Source organism: Mucilaginibacter sp. P2_A4, from assembly GCF_056405015.1.
On record NZ_JBFUCX010000013.1, the window covers coordinates 176,655 to 200,135 of the forward strand.

The 23,481-nt window shown below is 40.1% G+C and carries 18 protein-coding genes; 7 read left to right on the forward strand and 11 right to left on the reverse strand.

The window, feature by feature from the left end:
• The first annotated feature begins 160 nt into the window (after window positions 1–160).
• The 3 genes from AC1DYB_RS22600 to AC1DYB_RS22610 are packed head-to-tail and all read left to right on the forward strand — an operon-like array spanning window position 161 to window position 5,437.
• Window positions 161–3,604 (forward strand): ThuA domain-containing protein, encoded by a 3,444-nt coding sequence (locus AC1DYB_RS22600; RefSeq protein ID WP_477438203.1) that lies wholly within the window; start codon window positions 161–163, stop codon window positions 3,602–3,604.
• A 25-nt stretch (window positions 3,605–3,629) separates the two neighbouring features.
• On the forward strand, window positions 3,630–4,490 hold the full coding sequence (locus tag AC1DYB_RS22605) for a sugar phosphate isomerase/epimerase family protein (protein WP_477438205.1): 861 nt from the start codon (window positions 3,630–3,632) through the stop codon (window positions 4,488–4,490).
• A gap of 2 nt (window positions 4,491–4,492) precedes the next feature.
• Window positions 4,493–5,437, forward strand: a complete 945-nt coding sequence (locus AC1DYB_RS22610) for a sugar phosphate isomerase/epimerase family protein (RefSeq protein ID WP_477438207.1) — start codon at window positions 4,493–4,495, stop codon at window positions 5,435–5,437.
• A 204-nt stretch (window positions 5,438–5,641) separates the two neighbouring features.
• Here AC1DYB_RS22610 and AC1DYB_RS22615 read toward each other — a convergent pair whose 3' ends face one another.
• The 5 genes from AC1DYB_RS22615 to AC1DYB_RS22635 form a co-directional block, all read right to left on the reverse strand.
• Entirely contained in the window at window positions 5,642–7,243 is a 1,602-nt protein-coding gene (locus AC1DYB_RS22615; RefSeq protein WP_477438209.1) for a T9SS type B sorting domain-containing protein, read from the reverse strand.
• Between the two features lie 73 nt (window positions 7,244–7,316).
• Window positions 7,317–7,451 (reverse strand): hypothetical protein, encoded by a 135-nt coding sequence (locus tag AC1DYB_RS22620; RefSeq protein ID WP_295716336.1) that lies wholly within the window; start codon window positions 7,449–7,451, stop codon window positions 7,317–7,319.
• Window positions 7,452–7,700: 249 nt separating this feature from the next.
• Window positions 7,701–9,599, reverse strand: a complete 1,899-nt coding sequence (locus AC1DYB_RS22625; protein ID WP_477438211.1) for an AAA domain-containing protein — start codon at window positions 9,597–9,599, stop codon at window positions 7,701–7,703.
• Between the two features lie 71 nt (window positions 9,600–9,670).
• The gene (locus AC1DYB_RS22630; RefSeq protein ID WP_477438213.1) at window positions 9,671–10,252 is read right to left on the reverse strand and encodes a TetR/AcrR family transcriptional regulator; all 582 of its coding nucleotides are present in this window, start codon (window positions 10,250–10,252) and stop codon (window positions 9,671–9,673) included.
• 78 nt (window positions 10,253–10,330) lie between these two features.
• On the reverse strand, window positions 10,331–11,086 hold the full coding sequence (locus tag AC1DYB_RS22635) for an SDR family oxidoreductase (RefSeq protein ID WP_295716332.1): 756 nt from the start codon (window positions 11,084–11,086) through the stop codon (window positions 10,331–10,333).
• 360 nt (window positions 11,087–11,446) lie between these two features.
• On the opposite strand from AC1DYB_RS22635, the gene AC1DYB_RS22640 reads away from it, so the two are divergent.
• Window positions 11,447–13,183, forward strand: a complete 1,737-nt coding sequence (locus AC1DYB_RS22640; RefSeq protein WP_477438215.1) for a phospho-sugar mutase — start codon at window positions 11,447–11,449, stop codon at window positions 13,181–13,183.
• Window positions 13,184–13,559: 376 nt separating this feature from the next.
• On the opposite strand, the gene AC1DYB_RS22645 is transcribed toward AC1DYB_RS22640, so the two are convergent.
• The 3 genes from AC1DYB_RS22645 to AC1DYB_RS22655 all read right to left on the reverse strand — a co-directional run bounded on the left by AC1DYB_RS22645 (window position 13,560) and on the right by AC1DYB_RS22655 (window position 15,919).
• Window positions 13,560–14,624 (reverse strand): AI-2E family transporter, encoded by a 1,065-nt coding sequence (locus AC1DYB_RS22645; protein ID WP_477438217.1) that lies wholly within the window; start codon window positions 14,622–14,624, stop codon window positions 13,560–13,562.
• Between the two features lie 128 nt (window positions 14,625–14,752).
• Window positions 14,753–15,082 carry a nuclear transport factor 2 family protein gene (locus AC1DYB_RS22650; protein WP_477438219.1) on the reverse strand — a complete coding sequence of 110 codons (330 nt, stop codon included), beginning with the start codon at window positions 15,080–15,082 and terminating at the stop codon, window positions 14,753–14,755.
• Window positions 15,083–15,115: 33 nt separating this feature from the next.
• On the reverse strand, window positions 15,116–15,919 hold the full coding sequence (locus tag AC1DYB_RS22655; protein ID WP_477438221.1) for an SDR family oxidoreductase: 804 nt from the start codon (window positions 15,917–15,919) through the stop codon (window positions 15,116–15,118).
• Between the two features lie 139 nt (window positions 15,920–16,058).
• Between AC1DYB_RS22655 and AC1DYB_RS22660 the strand changes: the two genes are divergently transcribed.
• Window positions 16,059–16,457 (forward strand): winged helix-turn-helix transcriptional regulator, encoded by a 399-nt coding sequence (locus AC1DYB_RS22660; protein WP_477438223.1) that lies wholly within the window; start codon window positions 16,059–16,061, stop codon window positions 16,455–16,457.
• A gap of 56 nt (window positions 16,458–16,513) precedes the next feature.
• Here the strand turns inward: AC1DYB_RS22660 and AC1DYB_RS22665 are convergent, their stop codons facing one another.
• The gene (locus tag AC1DYB_RS22665; protein ID WP_477438225.1) at window positions 16,514–17,746 is read right to left on the reverse strand and encodes a multiheme c-type cytochrome; all 1,233 of its coding nucleotides are present in this window, start codon (window positions 17,744–17,746) and stop codon (window positions 16,514–16,516) included.
• A gap of 730 nt (window positions 17,747–18,476) precedes the next feature.
• On the opposite strand from AC1DYB_RS22665, the gene AC1DYB_RS22670 reads away from it, so the two are divergent.
• Window positions 18,477–19,697, forward strand: a complete 1,221-nt coding sequence (locus AC1DYB_RS22670) for a DUF2264 domain-containing protein (protein WP_477438227.1) — start codon at window positions 18,477–18,479, stop codon at window positions 19,695–19,697.
• A gap of 64 nt (window positions 19,698–19,761) precedes the next feature.
• Here the strand turns inward: AC1DYB_RS22670 and AC1DYB_RS22675 are convergent, their stop codons facing one another.
• Complete coding sequence (locus AC1DYB_RS22675; protein ID WP_477438229.1) at window positions 19,762–20,370, reverse strand: hypothetical protein; 609 nt, start codon at window positions 20,368–20,370, stop codon at window positions 19,762–19,764.
• 298 nt (window positions 20,371–20,668) lie between these two features.
• Complete coding sequence (locus tag AC1DYB_RS22680; protein WP_477438231.1) at window positions 20,669–21,013, reverse strand: RNA recognition motif domain-containing protein; 345 nt, start codon at window positions 21,011–21,013, stop codon at window positions 20,669–20,671.
• A gap of 680 nt (window positions 21,014–21,693) precedes the next feature.
• On the opposite strand from AC1DYB_RS22680, the gene AC1DYB_RS22685 reads away from it, so the two are divergent.
• Window positions 21,694–23,304 (forward strand): DUF6377 domain-containing protein, encoded by a 1,611-nt coding sequence (locus AC1DYB_RS22685; protein WP_477438233.1) that lies wholly within the window; start codon window positions 21,694–21,696, stop codon window positions 23,302–23,304.
• The last annotated feature ends 177 nt before the right edge of the window (window positions 23,305–23,481 follow it).

Here is a 23,481-nt window from a genome sequence, read left to right on the forward strand (position 1 = left end):
TATTGTATTAACCAATTAGTTCGCCGGTACTTTTTTGCCATTACATAATACGTTTTTATCATCAAGGCTTAATCCTGTTTTGGGTTGGATTTTTGAAAGGACGCGTTGCTTTGGCAGATTGATTGGGAATAAGCAGAACATCAACTAAATCTCTCAAATAATGTCATTAAAATTAAAACTCACCTGTATTTTATTGATTGGGCTCAGCTTTGGGCTGTATTCATTTAAAAAACCAGTGCCAACGCAGCATGTTCTTGTTTTTTCAAAAACATTAGGCTGGCATCACTCCTGTATTCCTTTTGGTATAGCTGCTATACAAAAGTTGGGAAAAGAGAATAATTTTGAGGTGGATACCACCACCAATGCAAATGCTTTTACAGATAACAATTTAGAGAAGTACGATGCCGTAATATTTCAATGTACAACCGGCAATGTGCTCAATGCCGAACAGCAGGCTGCCTTTGAAAGGTACATACAGGCGGGGGGCGGCTATGCGGGCGTGCACTCCGCAGCCGATACGGAATATGATTGGCCCTGGTATGGTAAACTGGTAGGCGCCTATTTTTCAAGCCATCCCAATAACTCAAATATTCGTAAGGCAACAATAGATGTTACCGATAGGACAAACCCTATTACAGCTAATCTGCCGGCAAGGTGGGAGCGTACCGACGAATGGTATAATTATAAATCCATCTACAGTGGCATACATGTGCTGGCCAGTTTAGATGAAAATACCTATGATGGGGGTACCAATGGAACAAGCCATCCCATTACCTGGTTTCATGAGTTTGATGGCGGTCGCTCTTTTTATACCGGATGCGGTCATACCGATGAAAGTTACAGCGATCCATTGTTTCTGGGGCAATTGTTAGGTGGTATCCGCTATGCCATGGGCAATGGCAAGCCAATGGATTATGGTAAATCCTATTCAAAAGTATCTCCGGACCAAACGCGTTTTATAAAAACAGTATTGGTCAGCAATATTGCATCACCAATGGAACTGGCAACAGCTAAGGACGGCCGTGTGTTTTTTACCCAGCTGATGGGCAACTTTTCTGTATTTAATACCCGTACAGGTCAGTTCAAAGTGATCCATAAATTTCCAATTACGTATGAGGGAGGCACCGGCGTTATTGGTTTAACGCTCGATCCTAAATTTGAAAGCAACCAGTTTGTTTATATTTATTACATGCCCGCAGGGCAAACTATTGAGCCACTTAACTTTCAGCTGTCCCGTTTTAAATTAAGTCCGTTAAATGTGCTCGACCTGAAATCTGAAAAGATATTATTGAAAGTTCCCGTTCAAAAGGTGAGTGGTGCTCATCATGGTGGCTCATTGGCCTGGGATAAAAATGGTAATTTATACCTATCAACAGGTGATAGTTCAAGTCCGTTTCCTGCAGATGGATATGCTCCTTTGGATGAACGCCCCGGAACGGAACATTATAGTTTAGATGCGCAGCGCAGCGCGGGCAACACAAACGATTTTAAAGGAAAGATATTAAGGATCCACCCGGAGGCTGACGGTACCTATACTATACCCGAAGGTAACCTTTTCCCTAAAGGCACGGCTAAAACCAAACCCGAGATTTATGTAATGGGCTGCCGTAACCCTTACCGTATAGCCGTAAACCCGGTAACCTCGGTGTTATACTGGGGCGAAGTGGGACCTGATGCAGGTAAAGACTCGCCGCGCGGACCGCGTGGGTACGATGAATTTAACCAGGCACGCAAGGCCGGTAATTTTGGCTGGCCTTATTTTGTGGGCAATAACTATGCTTATTCTCACTGGGATTTTGTGACCAATACACCAGGACCGAATTTTGATCCCAAGGCACCTGTAAATAACTCGCCAAATAATACCGGTTTAAATGTGCTGCCACCCGCTACACCGGCGATGATTTGGTATCCTTATGCTGCATCGGATGAATTTCCGGAATTGGGTATGGGAGGAAGATGCGCCATAGGCGGTGGTTTTTATGAGTATGATGCCAGTGTTAAAAACCCCAACAAGTTTCCCGAATACTACAACGGTACCTTATTCATGGCTGATTGGATGCGCAACTGGGTTATCAACCTAAAGTTTGATAAAGACGAGAATTATCTGCGTAATGAAGCTTTTATGCCGGCCAACGGCGATTTCAGAAGGCCAATTGATATGGAATTTGGCCCTGATGGCGTATTGTATATGCTGGAGTATGGCTCGGTGTATGGTGCACAGAATGAAGATGCCCGTCTTGTGAAAATTGAATACAATACAGGTAACCGCGCACCGATAGCCAAAGCGGGCATTACAGATACGGCTATGCAGTCGTACTATCAGCACACCAAATATTTGACAGCTGAGCTAAAGGAAATGCCCGTTAAAAAAGAGATTTCTGGCCAGGCCCCACTTAGCGTGAGCTTCAATAGTCAAAACAGTAAAGATCTGGATGATGATGACGCAATAACTTATCAATGGTTGTTTGATGGTAAAACAGTAGGTGCAACAACCGCTTCGGGAAGCTATGTTTATACTAAGCCCGGCGTATACAAAGCCATACTAAAAGTTACAGATAAAGGTGGACTAACAGGCAGAGATACCGTAATGGTAAGAGTGGGTAATACCAGGCCCGTTGTAACTATTGCCAGTGCCGATAACAAGTCATTCATCTGGAATGGTAAGCCTTTTAAGTATCGTGTAGTAGTGAAGGATAAAGAGGATGGAAAGATTGATCCTAAACGGGTGAAATTATTTTACATGTATAACCCGCAGCCATCCACAGATGGCAAAGCCGTACAAAACCTGGCCGCGTTATCTGCTACAGAAATCAGCTATCCAGGTAAGGCCTTAATGGCATCCAGCGATTGCAAATCGTGCCATACAATCAATAAACTGGCTGTTGGCCCAAGCTTTACTGCCATTGCGAACCGGTATAAAGCACAAAAAGGTTCTACCGATAAACTATCCAAAAAAATAATTGCCGGTGGTGCAGGCAGCTGGGGAACCGAGCACGTGATGAGCGCGCACCCACAGCTGTCAAATGCTGATACAAAGGAGATTGTAAAATATATATTCTCTTTAACCGACAAGAAGGGTAAGGTTATGCCTTTGCCTTTGAATGGCACCCTGAACCCGAAATTTAATGATACCGAGCCACGCGGACAATACACCATATTGGCATCTTATACCGATAAAGGTGGTAAAATTGTTGGTCCGCTAACTGGTACCGACGTGGTTACATTACGCAATGCTGATGTTAAAGCTGTTTATGCTGATGATTTGAAAGGTTTTAACCGTTACGGAAATGATCTTTCATTGGGTAATCACAAATCATTTGTGCTATTTAAAGATGTGGATCTGACGAATATTAAAAAGTTCAATTTTCAATATGCGTCAAAGGAGATTGATGGCGAAATTGAGGTACGTATGGATTCACAGGCCGGCCCGGTTATTTGCTCAACAGCTTATGGCGATACAGGCAGTTGGGACAAACTGGCGTGGTTAAGTGCTGACGTGCAGAAACCCGTTACAGGCAAACATAATGTATTCATATTTGCTATTAAACGTACCAAACCAAACGACGGGATCCTTAAGCTAAGCGATATTAGGTTTGATCAATAAATTAAACAATTAAATAAACTCATTTATGAAGAAAATAGCTGTAGTTACAAGTGTTTGTTTAGCAATGGGTTTGCTATCAACACAAACTTTCGCTCAAAGCGGCAAACCGGTTTTTATTGCGCCGGTTGGTGTACAAGCTTATACTTTTCGCAGCAGTATGCCTAAAGCTACGATTGCTGTGCTTGATACTATTAAATCAATGGGCATAACCGAAATGGAGGGCCAGGAGCCCAAGGGCATGCCGCCCGAAGAATTCAGGAAACTGTGCAATGAGCGCGGCATAACTATCCCATCCATTGGTGCAGGTTATGATGATATTGTTAAAAGTCCCGGCGATGTTATTAAGCAGGCAAAAATTCTGGGTGCTAACTATGTGATGGTGGCCTGGATACCTCATGGTAAAGAGTTTACGCTTGAAGATGCCAAAAAAGCTGTGGCTGATTTTAACAGGGTAGGGCAGATACTCTCAGAAGCCGGACTTACATTTTGCTATCATAACCATGGTTACGAATTTGGGGCTTATGAGGATGGTACGCTGTTTGATTACATCGCGAAAAACACCAACCCTAAATACGTATCCTTTGAGATTGACCTGTTATGGTCGTTCCATGGCGGGCAGGATCCGGCTAAGCTGATCAATAAGTATCCAAACCGTATAAAACTAATGCACCTGAAAGATATCCGTAAGGGTGTGGCTAATGATTTAACCGGGGGAACAGATACCAAAAATGATGTAGCCCTCGGCACCGGACAAATTAACATTCCTGAAGTTTTAAAGGCAGCGAGAAAAGCTGGTGTTAAGCACTATTTTATTGAGGATGAAAGTCCATCATATGCTACCCAGATGCCTGTCACTATAGCTTATATCAAGAGCTTAAAATATTAAAGATGGCTGAGGAATTAAACAGACGACAGGTGTTAAAAACAATAGGTTTAGTGGCAGGTGCGGCAGTTTTGGGTAATCGTGTTTCGGCGGCAATTAAAGTGGAAAAGAAAAACGATAATGGCTTTGTGTATTCGCTAAACATGAGCACCATCCGGGGTCATAACCTGGGTTTTGTGAAAGAACTTGAAGTAGCGGCAAAGGCTGGTTTTACCTCAGTGGAGATTTGGCTGGATACGCTGCAAACCTACCTGCAAAACGGCGGTTCATTATCCGAGGCAAAAAAGATCATTGACGGCCTGGGGCTTAAAGTAGAGGATGCTATAGGGTTTGCCCCCTGGATAGTTGATGACGATGCCGTTCGGCAGAAAGCTCTTGTTCAGTTACAGGCAGATATGGATATGCTGGCCAAAATTGGTTGCCCGCGCATAGCTGCCCCGCCTGCCGGCGCTACAAAGTTACCATTGATAGCCCTGGATACTATTGCCGAACGTTACGGTACTATACTCAAAATGGGTAAGCAAAGTGGTGTTATCCCACAGTTAGAAATGTGGGGAGGTTCTGTAAACCTGAAACAAGTGAGCCAGGTATTATATGTGGTTGCTGCCTGCGGGGATGCGGATGCTCGGATTTTGCTGGATGTATTCCACGTTTATAAAGGGCAGTCGCCTGTGGAGAGTTTAGCATTTGTAGGTAAGCCGGCATTAGATATCTTACACGTAAATGATTACCCGGCCGGTATCAGTCCGGAAAAGATCTCGGAACCGGATAGGGTATATGTGGGTGATGGTATTGCTCCGGTAAAGCAAATATTGCAACTTGCCAAACATCCCGATAAACCTTTAATTATATCCTTCGAGGTATTTAACAAAAGCTATTATGCACAGGATGCATTGCAAGTGGCAAAAACAGCACTAAAGAAAATGAAGGCAGTTACTGCATCAGTTTAACATTGCGAATAAGTGTTCCACCGGAACGGGTGAAACGATTGATACACCTGGAACGCCCAGGATGCTGATTATCAGTGTTCTGGGTGTATTTCTTAAAATAGCAGAATGGGGTGCCTTTATTATTGATTATCAATACTTTGTGTTTGTTTAGTTGTACCCGCCGGTAATTGATATAAGATCGAGCAATATTTTTTTAGATAGATGCTACCTGATTATAACTACGTACCCCGAAACAGGCGGCGAGTTGTTGCCTAAATTGATGATGTAATAATAAGTACCTGCAGGCAGGTTTTTACCGTTATACCGGCCATCCCAGGCTTGAGTATAGCCGGTGCTTTTAAATAGCAGGCTGCCCCATCGCGAATAAACAAAAACTTTACAACCGGGGAAATATTGAAGATCTTTAATAACCCAGGTATCATTAGTGCCATCATTGTTTGGGCTAAATGTATTTGGCGGTTTTAATGTTGAACAGGAATTTTTCTTAATATTAACGGTATCAGAAGTTTCGCAGCCATTTTCATCGGTAACTTTTACCCGGTAAGTACCGCCGGTTTTAACTAAATAGGTAGGGTTTGTGCTGCCATCCTGCCATAAATATTGAGTAAATATGCCAGGGTTTAATATTACGGAATCGCCCAGGCATAAAACCAGGTCGGTGCCAAGGTTTGGCTTGTTGTGTACTGTTAAATTTAAATTAGTAATAATGTCATCGCAGCCTTGGTTGTTGCGTAAAGTATCGCTGTATTGGCCGGTAGAATTTATAACCCTGCCCGACGGTAACCTGTAAGAATCTGCAGGGCAAATGGTAGCGGAAATGTTATTGGTTTTAGGGGGATCATATACATGATAAATAATGGTTATTACATTTGAGTTGGTACTGCTGCAATTACCATTATTGTTATCTTCCACCACATTTAACCGCAAAAAAGAGGTGCCTGCTCCCGGCGGGATAAATTGGTAATCTGGATTGGTTGCCCCCTGTATATTTACCCAGTTAGTTTTATCTGCCGAAATTTGCCATTGATAGGCGTTCTTCACATAACAGTCCTCCACTTTTGAATTGAGGCTAATGTTGCCTTTATAGCACGAATTTTCAAATGTATCACCTGTAACACCATCTATACCTATTGTAGTTACAGGGCCTGCTGGTGTAATAGTAATATCATCTAAAGCCAAGTCGTTTCCGTATCCCCCGGGAACATCGTTGTGCATCCTTATTACAACGGTAGACATGCCGGGCGAGGTTTTGAAATTAAACCCGCATTTGAGCCATTTAACCGGGTCTGTTACAACTATTGGCCCTGTACTATAACTTTTTAAAACCGTTCCGTCAGTAGTTTCAATAGTGATGGTAATAGCCGRCTCAAGGCCGCCTTGAGCCGCAAACATATTTAAAACATAGGCGGCAAACTGGTAAGTTGTTCCATCACATAAACCATTAACCTTTTGTACAAAAAAGTCGCCGGCTGCACGTTTCATACCATAAATCATAAAATAACCGCCAGTATTTCCAGTATGATCTGTTACCGTATGCCAAAGGCCGTAGCAACCCGCAGTGTGGTTAACAATGGAGTAGAAGTCGTCTTCCGGGCATATCCCTGCACCATACCTGTAATCTGTTATGCCATCTTGCAGGGGCGGACCAATTTCGTCATCGCCCGATCCGAATGTTTCATTAAAAACGGGTACTCCCGAACTTTTTGAACATTGCGAATAAGCCACAGCAGCACTTAGCAGGAAAATAAGAAGGATAACACCCCTTAGGCACATCAGGTAATAATTGGTGAATAAAGCTATAAACAATTACCTGATTTTTTTACTGCCTCCGAGAGGTTCTCTAAAAATAAATAAACAGATTGTCGTTGCTTCGTGCCTCCTATGGCGTATTTGCTAAAACCTCTTTTGTCATCCTGAGGAACGAAGGATCTACCCTCCACCATGTTTCTTCGCCCTGTACAGTTTGCAAATAGATCCTTCGTTCCTCAGGATGACAAACCTTTCTAAACGTCATTTCCCCTTCAGGGTCCTCCGGATTTTAAAACTACCTATGACATATTGGATTTTGAGGAGTGTGGGCCTGTTAGTCTGAGCCTGTCGAAGACTCGCGCGGAGAGGCCTTTGCCCGCTATCCTTCGACAGGCTCAGGATGACAGCCATTTTTGTTGCGTCATTTTCTCCTTCAGAGGCCACCGGATTTTGCAATTAACTATGAAATATTTCTTAAAAAGGCTTTTGTTATCCTGAACGATTTGAAGGATCTTTAATCTCCTGAATATTCCCATGCACTTTGGTATCCGCCCAGTTTTTCGGCGTGGTCAACAAAATCAGCATAAAATTTTAACCTGGTAAGGGTTGCGCTATCGCCAATAACTACTAACTTTTTGCGTGCACGGGTCATGGCTACGTTCATGCGGCGTATATCTGAGAGGAAACCGATCTCGCCATCAGTATTGCTACGGGTAAGGCTGATGTAAACCACGTCACGCTCTTGTCCCTGGAAACTATCAATGGTATTAATGGAGATATCATCCGCATGTGGTAATAAGTCGGGATTATTTAGTAATTGCTCTTTCAGTATCCTGATCTGTTCTTTATAAGGGGATATAATGGCAATGCTCGGAAATTTAGCGGTGGGATCAATTGCGGTTACCAGCCTGTTTAAATGTTTAAATAACAATGCTGCCTCATCGGGATTAAAAGTACTGGTACCAGCCTGTTGTTCTTCAAAACCGGCACCCGCGGTATCAATAAATGTAACTGGGATATCCCCGTTAAAAAGTAAACGGTTAGCTACTGATGCATGCGCTTTTAATTTATCTTCATAAAATTCCCTTGAAGAGAAGCCCATAATAGCTTCATTCATGCGGTATTGCACATCTAATAAAACAACAGCTTCGGGATGGAGGGCTACGCATTTTTCGAGCAGGGTAATGCTTAAGCCCGCTTTGGCCGCTTCGGTTGATTTGATGGTAGGCGGGAGCTGTAGATGATCTCCCGCTAAAATTACCTTTTGAGCTTTCAGGATCGGGATCCAGGTGGCTGGTTCAAGAGCCTGCCCAGCCTCATCTATCACAACAGTATCAAATTTTACATCCCTGATGGTATAATGATTGGAGCCCACCAGTGTTGCAGTAATCACTTGCGCTTTACTTACCAAATCATCAATGATGTGCTGCTCTGCAAGCGCTACATCTTTCATGATCTTGTGTGCTTCATTAAATAGCGCCTTTCGTTGGTCGCGCTCAGATTTTCCAAAGCTGCGCTTGTACTTATGGGCCATGTCTTTATACGCACTGGCCTGCTTTTTTAAGGTGCGGATCAATTTATTATCAGCATGTGCGGTCATTTTGCTATCGAGCGTTAAAGCCACCAGCTTTTCAGAAACACGATTAGGGTTACCTATTCTTAATACGTTTAATCCTTCGTCTGCCAGTTTATCGCTTAAAAGGTCAACAGCTGTATTACTGGCCGCAACTACCAGTATTTGTTTATGGGTTTGTTTAGCCAATAGATTGATGGCCTGTACCAGTGTAGTGGTTTTACCTGTACCGGGCGGGCCGTGAACAATGGCCAGGTCCTGTGCTGCAACAATTTTGTTAACTGCCGCCAACTGCGAAATGTTTAAACGGGATATAGGGACGGGTATAATATCATCTGCAAAAGCAGCTGCAGTTTTACCGGTAAGAATTTTTACTAACCTGCCTTCGTCTGGTTTTGCGTTTAAAATAGCTGCCTGTTTAATGGCTTTCAGCATTTCGTCATAACTGTTGTTATCAAACAACAAGTCGATACCCAGTTTGCCGTCCCGACTCCAATCGGGCAATTCATCGGTATATAAAGTGATCTTGAGTCTGTTGCCGCCCTGGTAGGTGATGAGGCCTTCTACGCGGTCCTTTTTAGGGTCGTGATTGGAAAATAAGGCAGCAGGTACACCAAACCTAAGTTGGTGCGATAGGTCTTGATGGGTAGTTCGTTCAACTTCAACACTCAGATAGTCGCCCCGGCCAGGTTCTGTATTCCTGATAGCGATAGGGTACCAGCTCAGGCCCTGCGCGCGGCGGTCGGCTGCCGAAGTGTTTTCTGTTAGCTTTAAGTAAGTGTTGCGGTCTTCATCTTTCTCTTTGTTCAGCAGATCAAGCAGCTTTTTAAAATAGTCCATCGGCTGCAAAGGTAATATAAATGCTAAAGGCTTAATGCGGAAGGCGAAAAGCTAAGGGATCATCGGCAAACTTAACGTAGGGCAGACAAAGCCACGGTCACAATATCTTCCAGTACTTTCCTGTCGGCTCCTGCCCGGGCCGCCACTCTTAAGCCGCTGATGGTGCTGAATATAAACCTTGCCAAAGCCCTTGAATCAATTGCTGTTTTAAATTGACCGTCATGCTGGCCTTTTTCAATTGTTTTGGCAAGGGCATTTTCCACGCTCAGGTTGTTCTCAGTTACTAAATCGGCAATTTCTTTATCGTGACTGGATAGCTCAACAGCGGTGTTCACCATAAAGCAGCCCTTTGCCAATGTATCTTCTTCGCTTTCTTTAATAACAGCATAAAGGATCTGTGTTATTACTTCTTCGGCGTTATCGGCATTGTTAAGCAGTGAAAGTACTGCATTGGTATTTTTTGATTGATATTGTCTTAGTGATTTCGCAAAAAGCGTTTTTTTATCAGTATAAGTATTATAAAGGCTTGAGCGGTTTATGCCTAACCTATCTACCAGGTCCTGAGCGGATGTGGCGTGGTACCCTTTGTCCCAAAATAATGAAAGCGCTTTATTAAGCAGTTCATCCTCGTTAAATTCTTTTTTCCGGGCCATAATAAATCTCTCTTATACAAAATTACCGATTTGAAACAAACGTTCCAAATCGGTATAAATAAATTAGAAAACTATTAATTAATAGATAACGGCGTTTACAGTTAAGCCGCCATCAACAGTAAGTTCGGTACCGGTAATAAATGAAGCATCGTCAGAAGCTAAGAATCTAACTGCGTTGGCAATTTCTTCTGATTTAGCAAAACGGTTTAATAAGATCTTCTTACCTAATAAGCTTCCAAAGCCACTTACTTCTTCTTCTGATAAACCTAATTTACCATAAAGTGGAGTTTCAACCGGGCCGGGAGAAATTGCGTTTACACGTATCTTGCGGCTTGCAAGTTCACTTGCCAATACTTTGTTAAGCGATAATAAAGCTGCTTTGCTGGCTGCATACACGCTGCTATCGGGCACACCCAAAGCGGCATTTACAGATGTGTTAAAAATAATAGAACCACCATCGTTTATTATTGGCAGAAATTTTTGAACAGTGAAGTAAACACCTTTTACATTTAAATTCATGATGGTATCATAGTGTTCTTCAGTTGCAGTGGCTACAGAGCTAAATAAGGCTACACCAGCATTCAGGAACAGGATATCCACTTTACCAAATTGATCTTTAACTTCGGTAACAAGGTTATCAATCTGGTCTAATTTAGCCTGATCAGATACGATACCGGTTACGCCCAACTCTTCTGCTGCTTTGCTTACTGCTGCTGCATTCCTGCCGGTGATAACCACCTGTGCACCTTTTGATGCTAATTCTTTAGCTGTTGCATATCCTATACCGCTATTACCACCTGTAACTACGGCAACTTTGTTTGTTAAATTACTCATTGTTTTATTTTTTATGTTGTTGTTTTTGTTTTGATAGGTCAAAGATAATAATTTTGAAACGATCGTTTCAAAATTATTTTTTGTTTTTTATTGATGATGACATTCGCTTTACAAACCTCACTATACGGAATCCGGTTTAGCCTGTAAAATAATAATTATGTATGGACAATAACAGGGCAAATGCAGATTAATTAACTGTTGGCAATTTTTATAATTATAGATAATTGCAGAAAATGTTACATTTAGCAACATTAAATGGTATTTATATTTTAAGCGTTGCAGTTTTTTTATTGCACTTTTAAAAACACATTTTATTACCATATTTGTTACAGTACAGGTTTACCAATAATCTATTTAAAAATGCAAGACTTAGACCCATCAATTCTTCAAAAAGTGAACACCTGGCTTCAGGGAAATTATGATGCCGATGTTAAACAGGAAATTCAGACGTTACTTGATCAAAAAGCATATACCGAATTAACGGATTCGTTTTATCGCGATTTGGAGTTTGGAACCGGCGGTTTGCGCGGAACCATGGGTCCAGGATCAAACCGTATTAATAAGTACACTATTGGCGCTGCTACCCAGGGCTTAGCTAATTACCTTAAAAAAACGTATCCGGGCGAAAAGGTTAAGGTAGCTATAGCGCATGACAGCCGTAACAATGCCGATCTGTTCTCAAACATCACTGCCGAGGTGTTTTCTGCTAATGATATTCACGTTTACTTTTTTAAAGCGCTGCGCCCAACACCAGAGCTTTCTTTTGCTGTACGCCACTTTGGTTGCAAAAGCGGAGTAATGTTAACCGCTTCTCATAACCCAAAAGAATATAATGGCTACAAAGCTTATGGTGCCGATGGCGGTCAGTTTGTTGCGCCTCATGATAAGGCTGTAATGGATGAGGTGGCTAAGATTGCCAGTGTAGATGATATTAAATTTAATCGTGTTGATGCCAATATTGAAGAGATAGGTGAGGAAATAGATAATCTTTATTTAGATAAGATCACTGAGCTTTCTGTTTCGCCGGAAGCTATCCAGCGCCAAAAGGACCTTAAGATTGTTTTTTCACCTATTCACGGTACAGGAATTACTTTGGTGCCACAGGCATTAAAGCGATTTGGTTTTGAAAATGTGATCCTGGTTGACGAGCAAACTACACCCGATGGGAATTTTCCTACTGTAGTGTATCCAAACCCCGAAGAAAAAGAAGCGTTAACGCTTGCCCTTAAAAAGGCGCAGGAAGTTGATGCCGACCTGGTACTGGCAACAGACCCAGATGCTGACCGGGTGGGTATTGCTGTAAAAAATACCGATAATGAGTTTATCCTGCTAAACGGTAATCAAACCGGCTGTATGCTTATCAATTACCTGCTGAGCGCATGGGAAGAAAAAGGTAAACTTACCGGCAAAGAATACATTGTTAAAACCATTGTAACTTCAAACCTTATTGAAGAGATAGCTAAAGCCAAAAACGTAACTTATTATAATACCCTAACCGGCTTTAAATACATTGGTGAGTTAATGACCAAATTTGAAGGTAAACAAACCTTTATCGGCGGCGGTGAAGAAAGTTATGGTTACCTGATAGGCGAACTGGTGAGAGATAAAGATGCTGTGGTATCAAGCGCGTTTATTGCCGAAATGACAGCTTATTATAAAGATAAGGGCAGCAGCTTATTTGAAGCCCTTTTAGATACTTATGTACAATATGGTTTCTACAAAGAAAAACTGATCTCGATCACCAAAAAAGGTAAAACCGGAGCTGAAGAGATTAAGGCCATGATGGAAAAATTCAGGAACAATCCTCCTGCTACATTAGGTGGCTCAAAGGTTATTACTTTGAAGGATTACGAAAACAGGATAGAAACCGACCTGAACACCAATACAACTTCCGCTATTGAACTGCCAACGTCTGACGTTCTTCAGTTTATTACCGCGGATGGCAGTATCATTTCTGCCCGCCCATCAGGTACAGAGCCAAAGATCAAATTTTATTGCAGTGTAAACGGTAAACTGGCCAGTAAAGAAGCCTATGCTGAAACCGATAAGCAATTGGAAGCTAAAATTGATGCAATTATGCAGGATCTGGGCGTGTAATTTTAATTAACGACAGGATGAGAAAAGAAATCCCGGGCAATGGTCCGGGATTTTTTTGTACCACGTACGCACAATAGCTGTAGGTTTCCGTACGATATTTTTGGGATGGTTTTTTGGTAAGTAGCTGTGTGTTAAATATTTATTTGATTGGCACGAACTTTTAAGTGAAAGCTTTGTTATTAACCTTGAGTTTTAACCAATTAATAACAACGAAAATATTAAAAAGCGCCTGGCGCTTTAAAGCCTGCTCTTTATGAAGATAAATCAAACGTGAGAAATTTGATTTAGTTGATGTTACGTATTTAGTAACCATGCGTTCCGGGGTGAGATACGGAACGCATTTTTATTTTAGCATCTGCGTTTATAGTTTGCTGAGTTAGGGTGTAACAGGCGTATCAGTTTCGTTTATTTTCTTAACATACAACTCATCAACCAGTATCATCACAATAGCCAATAAAGGCACCGCCAGTATGATACCCAAAACACCGGATAAGGTTCCCATAAGCACCTGCGCTAAAATGGTTAACGCGGGTGGCAGGTTGATCATTTTATTTTGAATAATTGGTGTTACAATATTGCTTACAATTGTTTGCGTTACCATATAAATCAGCGCTACAATAATTGCCGTATTTGTACTTATGGTTAAAGCGAGTAAAACACCCGGAATCATGGCTGCCAATGAACCAAAGTTTGGTATAAGCTTAAGCAGACCAGTAAGCAATGCCAAAACGAGTGCTACCGGGATACTCATAATGCCTAAACCTATAGAAAGTAAAATAAACACCAGTACCATGGATAGCATCATGCCCTTTAACCAACCTTTAAGCGCATAGCTGATGCGGTCAAATATCTGACGGGCGAGAGGTTTCTTGCTATCTGGTACCAATTTTATCAGCCCATCTTTGTATAAATCAGGATTGGAGGTGAAAAATATGGCAAGGAACAGGATGATATAAATATCGCCCAAAACACCAAAACTGGTATTAAAGAATGATTTGGCAGTAGTCATTAATGCATCCGAATTATCAGATGCAAGGTATTCAAGGATTTTTCTGCCAATTGGAGTTTCGGCCATTTTTATTTTAGCGTTGCTGATGGTATGGGGCAGCGTATCGCTCAAGACAGCCACCTGGTTTGATATTTTGGTTCCCATGATCCAAAAAAGCACTGCCAATATGGAAAAGGAGCCTCCTATAGAAATGGCCATACAAATGCGGCGTTTCCATTTGGTGTTTCGCTGAATTAAATCACCGAGCCCGTGAAAATAAACGGAGATCAGTATTCCGGCAAGCACCATCAACAACACATTGAAGGCAACACGGGCAATCAGTATCACTACAACCAACAGCGCAACAATGGCTACCGTATGCCATACTTTTTCAATGTACGTAAGTTCTTTTTGAGTTATTTTATCTGTAGGCTGCTTGCTTTCATTTGTCATACTAACTGAATAGAAAAAGGGGTACAGATAGGGGACAATAAATACGCTCAAAAGTTTTAGTGAATGTTAAATTGCTATTAATTGAACATGGTTTTAATAAAAATTTGTTAATTACATGCATTAGAAAATCAACTGTGGGATAGCTCAATTATTTTATCGCCTGCTAATTTGAAATGGTTTTGTATGTCAATCGGGTTTTTACCGGGGAAATTTCCTGTAAGCCGGGTGGTAACAATAATAGCTGGTTGCTCCAGTTCAATATCCAAAACTTCCATCTGGAATTCATATAATTCAGTGATCAGTTTCAGCCATGCTTTAATCTCATTTAAACCTTTATAGCTTTTTCCTTCATCCTTAACAATGGCATCATCAGTAAAAAGGGAAAGTAATTTTGCTGTATCCCTGCTGTTTGAGGCATCAACATAATCGCTGATTATATTTGGTATTATATTTTTCATGGTGTCCAATTTGCCTGGTTGTTTTTATTATAGTTATACTGTGGGTACAGATCCGCCGTCAATCACAAACTCGCCACCGCTCAGGTACGCTGCCCTGTCAGATACGAGAAAAGCAACCAGCTCTGCAACTTCTTCGGGTTCAGCCGGTCGTCCCATGGGGATGCCGCCTAATGAATTCATAATTGTTTCTAATGCCGCAACCTTGTCGCCTCCATTTTTTGATGCAATATTATTTATCATTCCCTGTGCTCCATCGGTATTGATAAATCCGGGCGAAACTGTATTTACACGTACTCCTTTTGGCGCCAGTTCTTTTGCAATTCCTTTGCTGTAATTGGTTAATGCAGCCTTGGCTGCGGCATACGCTATTGTAGCCTCAAAAAGCGGCATTTTTCTTTGGATAGACGAAATGTGGATAATTATACCGGAGCCCTGAGCTAACATAGCGGGTAACATGCCCCTGTCTAAGCGAACAGCCGCCATTAAATTTGTATTTAAGGCATTTGCCCAATCTTCGTCAGTTAAAACCATAACCCCACCACTTGGTGCCGAAGATCCACCTAGGGAATTGATAAGGATATCAATTCCGCCTAAACGTTTAAGCGTTTCATCAATTACCTTTAACGCGCCTTCTTTGGTGCTCAGATCTGCCTGGATAAATTGTTCGGGCTTCAAATCATCAGGAACCGTCCTTGCAGTGGTAACAATCCTTGCCCCGCCTTTTAGTAAACGATTAAAAATCGCTTTTCCCGCGCCCTTTGTTCCGGCGGTTACCAGGATTCTTTTACCCGTAAATTCAGTTTCATCGATATTAACATTCTTTTTCGTTGTACTCATGAGATGTTGTGTTTTTATGGCAACAAAGTTCGACAGGGCGTCACTCGCGTACAAGTACGGAAAAACGATTCAATAGGGATAAATTATTCCCTATGCTGTTTTAGTTTCCAATACCTTAAATTTGTGATATTACAACACAATGTATAAAAGGAAAATTCCAATAGCACTTGATTGTGGACTCGATCTGGTTAGAGAGATACTAAACGGCAAGTGGAAGATCATGTTACTTTATTATATCTCCAAAGGCATCAAACGTCCTGGTGCCTTACAAAGAAGTATTCCTGAGGCATCGCGCAGGGTATTAAATATGCAACTTAATCAATTGGAAGATCATGAGCTGATTAGTAAATTAATTTATGCTGAACTTCCTCCTAAAGTTGAATACAGTTTAACAGAATTCGGAAAATCGTTAATTCCTGTTATTGAAGTCATAGGCGATTGGGGTGATAATAACCGCGACCGCTTGCAACAGGTTATTATTAAAGCAGAAAATATGCTTGCTGCTGCTGATGAGGCTGTTGTAAGAAAAAATGATTGAAATTGGTCTTGTTTACTATTAAATAAAAATAAAACGGTTAGCCTGTTTTAGTTGAACTATTTCTTTTTATTTGATTCTTCGCCCTTTATAAAGGCTGCAATTTTTTGAGTTTCTTCGGGATATATTGCTATATGGTGGGTGCGTACCTCATAGGGCGGGTTCATTTTATTATTGAGGGCTGTTAAACTAATTACATGAGAAGCTTTTTGAGGCATATGGCAGTTGATGCAATATGTTTTGATGGCTGTGCCCAATTTGGGTGCAAGCTTGCAAAAGTTATGATTGGCTTCGCTATGGCAGTTAAGGCATTTTTGGGTAAACATTGCCATGCTTTTTTCCTGGTTTATATGCGGATTATGACACGTGCCACAATCCATATTGCTCATGATATAGCATTTACTTGATGATAGCAGCGCATTTTGATTTCCATGTACATCAAGTGTAGGCGGGGTTGCTGTTGCAGCAAATGAATCAGAGCCTACAAACTTGTTTAACGTATCACCCATCTGGAAATCAAAAGTGGATCTTTGCGGCACCATTTTATTACCCGAATGGCAAACAGCGCATGCATCCATTTTTTGAGCCCGGGTTAAAGAGCGGTAAGTAGTAATATATTTCGCCTTTTTTTCATCAGGGTATTCGGTATGATAATTCACATGATTGGCAGCCGGCCCGTGGCAGCGCTCGCAATCAATACCATAAATGAGCGATGTTTTATCAAACCCCAGTTCTTTGCTTTCGGGAGGAAGCTCGCCAATGTATGAGGTATGGCACTCCAGGCACTTCCTTAATATGGGCCTGTTGAAATTTACCCTGTCGGGAATATAACCGGGGCTATTGGTCCATTGATGCATAGCACTGAAATAGGAGACAGGTAATTCAAATAACTGCTTTCCTTTCCAGTACAAATAAGTTTCGGCTTTAACACCTCCAACAGATATATCAAATGGTTCTGCCCCGGTTTGTTTCCCGTTTTGATAGGCCACCTGGTATAAGCTGTCTCCACGCTTTTCCATGGCTACTTTAAGGCCGTAACCATAATCTAAAATGTTAAAACCCTTTAAAAAGTTGCCACCAATTGTTTGTAACGATGCCGGGCGCGAAGTTTTAAAATGCGCTGTGTGGATATAAGAATCATATTGGGCGCTATGGCATTTTATACAGCTTGCCGAACCTGCATATACTTCCCCGCGTGGGTCGGCGGCTGTGCCGTTAAAGCATTGTGTTAAAATAAATGTTAATGGAATCAGTGATATCAGAACTAAAAAAAGTGTCCTTTTTTTAAGCATAGGTTTATTACTTGCTGTGTAGGTTTAAAATTGGAAAAGATTTTTAAAAGGCGTTTAAAATCCGTTTCAAGTTACTTCAATAATTGAGCAAAGCAAATAAACATTATTGAAATAACGATAGTTTTTAGTTGATGTAGGCGATTTGTAGTAGCGTTTCCATTTGATTTGAGTATAACACAAACTTGAAGAAGTGCAAGCTTACCGACAGAAAAGCCAAAGAAAGGAGGTAAGCACAAGATAAAGAAACAAACAGAGAGCGCTAAATAACTCCCCTTTTTATTATTCAAATAAAAGCTAAAATTATTTCATGCAAAAGTAGAGACCAATAACCGATAGTATTTGAATACAAATCACCGCTGAAAGTCTCTTAATGCCATTTATTTTGGATGGACCGAATATATATGCTGCCGAAGATAAAATATATACAGCGAGTGTCAAGCCTGCAACTATTATCAAATTTGGGCCTTCTGGGTCATTGAAAAAGAAGAATAGCATTCTGGAGCAAATGATGGCCGTTACTGCCAACATTATTAACGAAATCTTTTTTGACTTGTAATATAGATTTGCAATGTTATTACCCATGTCCATAAGATGAGCGTTCTCACAAATATAATAATTTCACAGGAAATTGCTTAGTTGTGCCTTCTTCAAACTGAGACGCCGCCACTATTTGTAATACTAAGATTAACTTTACTGCCTATATTTACGGGACTAATTCCACATCCCGGTTATGCCAAGTAAATTCTGCTGTTTTATTGTAATGCTATTTTCATCTGCGGGATTGTTTGCCCAGGCTCCGGTAAATGTTAACGCCGGTGTTAAGGAGCGGGAATACCTTATCAATACCTTGGTGCATATAGCCGACCCTGTTTTAACAGCCCTAAGCAAAAATGAGCTTAAAAAGCGGATACCTGTAGAGGCAAAAACGGCTGATAGGGGTGCCTATGTTTGTCTTGAAGCGTTTGGCCGTTTATTGGCCGGCATGGCTCCCTGGCTTGAGCTGGGTGCTGATAAAAGTGCCGAAGGAAAACTAAGGGGTAAATATATCACGCTTGCTAGGCTTGGCCTTCATAATGCAACTGATCCCAATGGCGCCGATTTTATGAATTTTAATAAAGGTGGTCAGCCTTTGGTGGACGCCGCTTTTTTAGCCCAGGCTTTATTGCGTGCACCCCGGCAGTTATGGGAACCATTGGATGTACAAACCAAAGCAAACATCATAGCGGCATTAAAATCAACACGGGTTATTACGCCGGGATATTCAAACTGGCTGTTGTTTAGCGCTACCATTGAGGCTGCACTATTGAAATTTGATGATAACTGTGATATGATGCGGATTGATTATGCGCTGAAACAGCATCAGTTATGGTATAAAGGCGACGGCGCTTATGGCGATGGGCCCGATTTTCACTGGGATTACTACAATAGCTTTGTAATTCAACCTATGCTGTTAGAGGTGCTTCAAACTTTAAACCAGCTAAAGCACGATAAGGAACCAGATTATGCCTTAGCACTAAAACATGCGCAACGTTACGCTGCAGTATTAGAAAGATTTATCTCGCCGGAAGGTACTTATCCACCGCTGGGCCGTTCATTGGCCTATAGGTTTGGTGCGTTCCAGCTGTTATCAAAAGTGGCGTTGTTAAAAACTTTACCTAATGACATAAAACCACAGCAAGTAAGGGCAGCCTTGTATACCCTGATAAAAAGGCAAATTGAGGCGCCCGGTACTTTTGATGCAAAGGGGTGGTTACAGATAGGGCTTTACGGCCATCAGCCCGAAATAGGCGAGGGGTATATTTCAACAGGCAGCCTTTATTTGTGCTCGCAGGCTTTCCTTATTCTTGGTTTGCCTGTATCTGACGAATTTTGGCAAAAAGCTGATGCGGACTGGACGGCAAGAAAAATCTGGAATGGTGAGGATGTTGATACCGATCATGCAACGGATTAAACTTCGAATCAGTGCCTTTTTTGTAGGAACAAGGAAAGGCTGATAGTTTAGTGAGCCTTTATTACTAAAAAATAAAACCCGGTAGAGATAGCGTCTGGTAGTTTTCTTTTACAAGCGATTTTTGTTTTGCCTCTTCTATTTTGCTTTCTAACTCATTGCAGGTAAAAACAGCTACCCCTAATTCAACTTTATATTCAAACTGCAAGGATAAACTGGCCACGCTTGAATTCCAATTATAAATATCTGTGTAATTATCGGGTCGCTCAGTAAACTGACCGTAGCTTTTAATAAAATCGTCTAAAACTTTATAGGCGATAACTCTTTTAAAAAACAAGTAGATGTTAACGATTTTGCCTTTATATGTTCGGATTCCAATTAAGTCGAGCTTTAAACTATCGCCGATGGCTAACATATTGTCATCGTCATAAACATATTTTACGCAACTATCAATATCCGGTTTGTTATCACCATCAAGATATGCTAACCTGTAAATTGGAAGAGTTGTTATATCTGCTCCAAGAGTGATGTTTTTAAGGCCATTACAGAATTTTAAATATTCAATGGAGCCCGGCTTAAGTGATTGCGAGCACGCGGGGAGGGGTTTGCAACATATTATTGCAAAGAATATTAACTTAAAATAAAAGTATGTTATGATAACAATATACCTTCGCATGTACCCCGATATTTATTAGGGTACAGTCGCAATCAAAATGCCGTATTTTTTAATTCAAGCTTGTTATCGTTTGTTTGTGTTAATAATTGAGAAAAAAAGCGAAAAATTGTAAACCTCTTATACGCTTTTTTGTTTTTTATTTGTACTGACTGTCAGTGTGTTATTGACAACGTGACCGATTCGGTGTGGCAGTTTTGCTACAGATGCCATTTCCTAAAACTGCAGACTAACGCGGTTCAAAAAAATAGTAAAGGTAGGCTATAACATCTGTAAGTTATCTTACTATTAAATGCTATAACTAAATAGTTCTTCTTGGTCTTTTGTTTCTTACGGCTTCAACTGCTGGTTTTTTGAAACTATTAAAACCGAAAGCCTTTTTTGGTGGCGCCGGGCGAATTGCTGTTTCCTCGTTAATTTTAACATTTAAGGTTCTATCACCAATAGGGGTGCCGTCCAATGCGTTTACAGCATTTTCGGCGCCTGCACGATCTTTCATTTCCAGGAAAGCGTAGCCTTTGCAAATCCTGGTTTTTTTATCGCGCACAATTTTGATAGTACTTACTTCCCCGTGTAAGTTAATCATCTTGACAAGATCGAGTTCGGTCATGTCTAAAGGGAATCCCCCCACAAATAATTTTATCATTATAAGCTTTAATTCAGTTTAAAGTTAGTTGCAAAAACAACGACTATGGATTTTATTTTATTTCAATTAAATGGAATGAAAATAATTTAATCAAAGGTAAGGAGATAAAAACTACTTATGCACAAATTTCCGCAACATATATAATTCAAACCTTAAAATTATTGCGTGAGACGCCATTTAAGTGAGTTTTTTGATTATGACCGAACATATATCAAGTTACTTAAAAAAATTCCTTTCATTTTATTGGCATTATTTGTTTCCTTATCTATTTGATGTATTATATCCGCATTTGGATGTCTCAGAAACTTGTTGTTTTAATTTTATGAGGCGGTATTTGCACGCTAATTTTATTTAAACATAAATTAGGTAAGTGGTCAATAACTTTTACACTATTGTTTATATTTGAAAATATAAACCAGTAATTAAATTTATAATGAAATAAAAAATACCTTGGTCGTGGATGATTGATTAGGGATGCTTTTTAGTAATTCATGTTCGGTAAATTTTCTTTAAATTTAATAGCTGTTAGTAATTTTTTTGTGTTTCAATATTGATCAACTATTTTAGGTTTATGATCGATACATTTAAAACTAAACCTTATTTTCAAACAAAGCTTAAGAGCAATTTGATTGTTATTAATAACTACTTTGCTGTATAACCCTAATTGACTATCAATAAAGATGAAATATTATTTCTGCCTGATTTTTTTGCTGACAAGTTTTTCAGTGTTTGCCTTGAATACTACGGACAATTTGATAGATGAGTTGAAAAATGAAATAGCAAAAAAAAATGGCTACGATAACAATAAAGAGATACGGATAAAGAAGTTAAAGCTTAATCTGTCACGCCTCTCAAAAGACGACTATGATGGTCAGTTTTATAACTGGAATAGCCTTTATAGTGAGTATAAATCATACCAGTTTGATTCGGCCTATGTTTACGTTGATAAAATGATATCATTAAGTAAGCTTAGGGGAGATAAACCCCGGGAGTATTACAGCTATGTAAAAATGGCTTTTATACTGTTATCATCGGGCATGTTTCATGAAGCATTTGATTTTTTACATAAAGTAGATGTAAAGGCTTTAAATAACCCGGCCAGGATAGATTATTATTTTTTTTTGGGCAGGTGTAATTACGATCTGGCAAATTATAGTAACGATAAATATTTTACCCCAAATTACATTGAAACGGGTAATAAGTTTATTGATTCGGCCATATCTTTTTGTGGCGACGACTATATAAGCCGAAATTACCTGTTGGGTTTGCAAAAACTCCAGGAAAAGAAATTTGAAGAGGGTAAAACCTGGTTTACCAAGCTCCTGGAAAGCAAAACACCTATAACCATGCATTTAAGGGCAATGGTTTCGTGTTCATTAGGTACTATTTATTTAGAAAATAACCAAAAAACAGAAGGGCTTAACCTCATGATTCAATCGGCCATCGCCGATATTAAATCTTCAACAAGGGAAACAGTTGCGCTTTATACCCTGGCCGAGATACTATATAAGGAGGGCAATATTAAAGATGCCTATAGTTTTATACAATTGGCAAAGGATGACGCTGATTTTTACGGGGCACGCCAGCGAAAAATACAAATAGGTTCAATTTTGCCGGTAATTGCCGCCGCAGAACTTAATAATTCTGAACATCAAAAAAACAGGTTCCTTGTTTTCCTTGTGATTATAACAGCGCTTGCATTGCTTGTGGTGTTTTTTATGCTCATGCTATTTAAGCAACTAAAAAAACTTAAAATAAAGGAACGGATAATTGAAGGCAACAATGTACAGCTGAGTGAGATCAATGGCAAACTAATTGAAGATGCCAAAATAAAGGAAGAGTATATAGGCCAATTTTTTAAAGCAATTTCGGGTTATATACTAAAGCTCGAAAACTTAAAAATATCTATTGATGCAAAGCTTTCTATGAAAAAGTATGATGCTATTCATCCCTTGATTGATAGTATTGATATAAAAAAGGAAAGAGAGAATTTATATTATAGCTTTGACCACATTTTTGTTAAGATCTTCCCCAATTTTATAAATGTTTTTAATAGCCAATTTGATAAAAAAGATCAGATATGGCCACAGGAGGATGAGGTGTTAAATACCGATCTCCGGATATTTGCCCTCATTCGGATGGGAATATCTGATAATGACACAATTGCCAAAATACTGGAATATTCCGTAAATACAATCTATGTTTATAAGATGAGGATAAAAGCCAAGTCATTGCATCCCGAGCAATTTGAACAATGCATTATGAATATTAAAGCTTTTGATTTTAATTGAGTTTTTAAAGGCGTTTAATGTGCTTTAAAGTTAAAAAAGGTCGTTTTTGAATTGGTTTAAAGTTTAAATTTTATTAAAAAACGGTAAAAAAAGATTATATTTTTTTCAAGTTTTTAAAATTTAATTAATTGATTATCATGTATTTAAATTTTAAAAACACTTAAATAATTTATATAA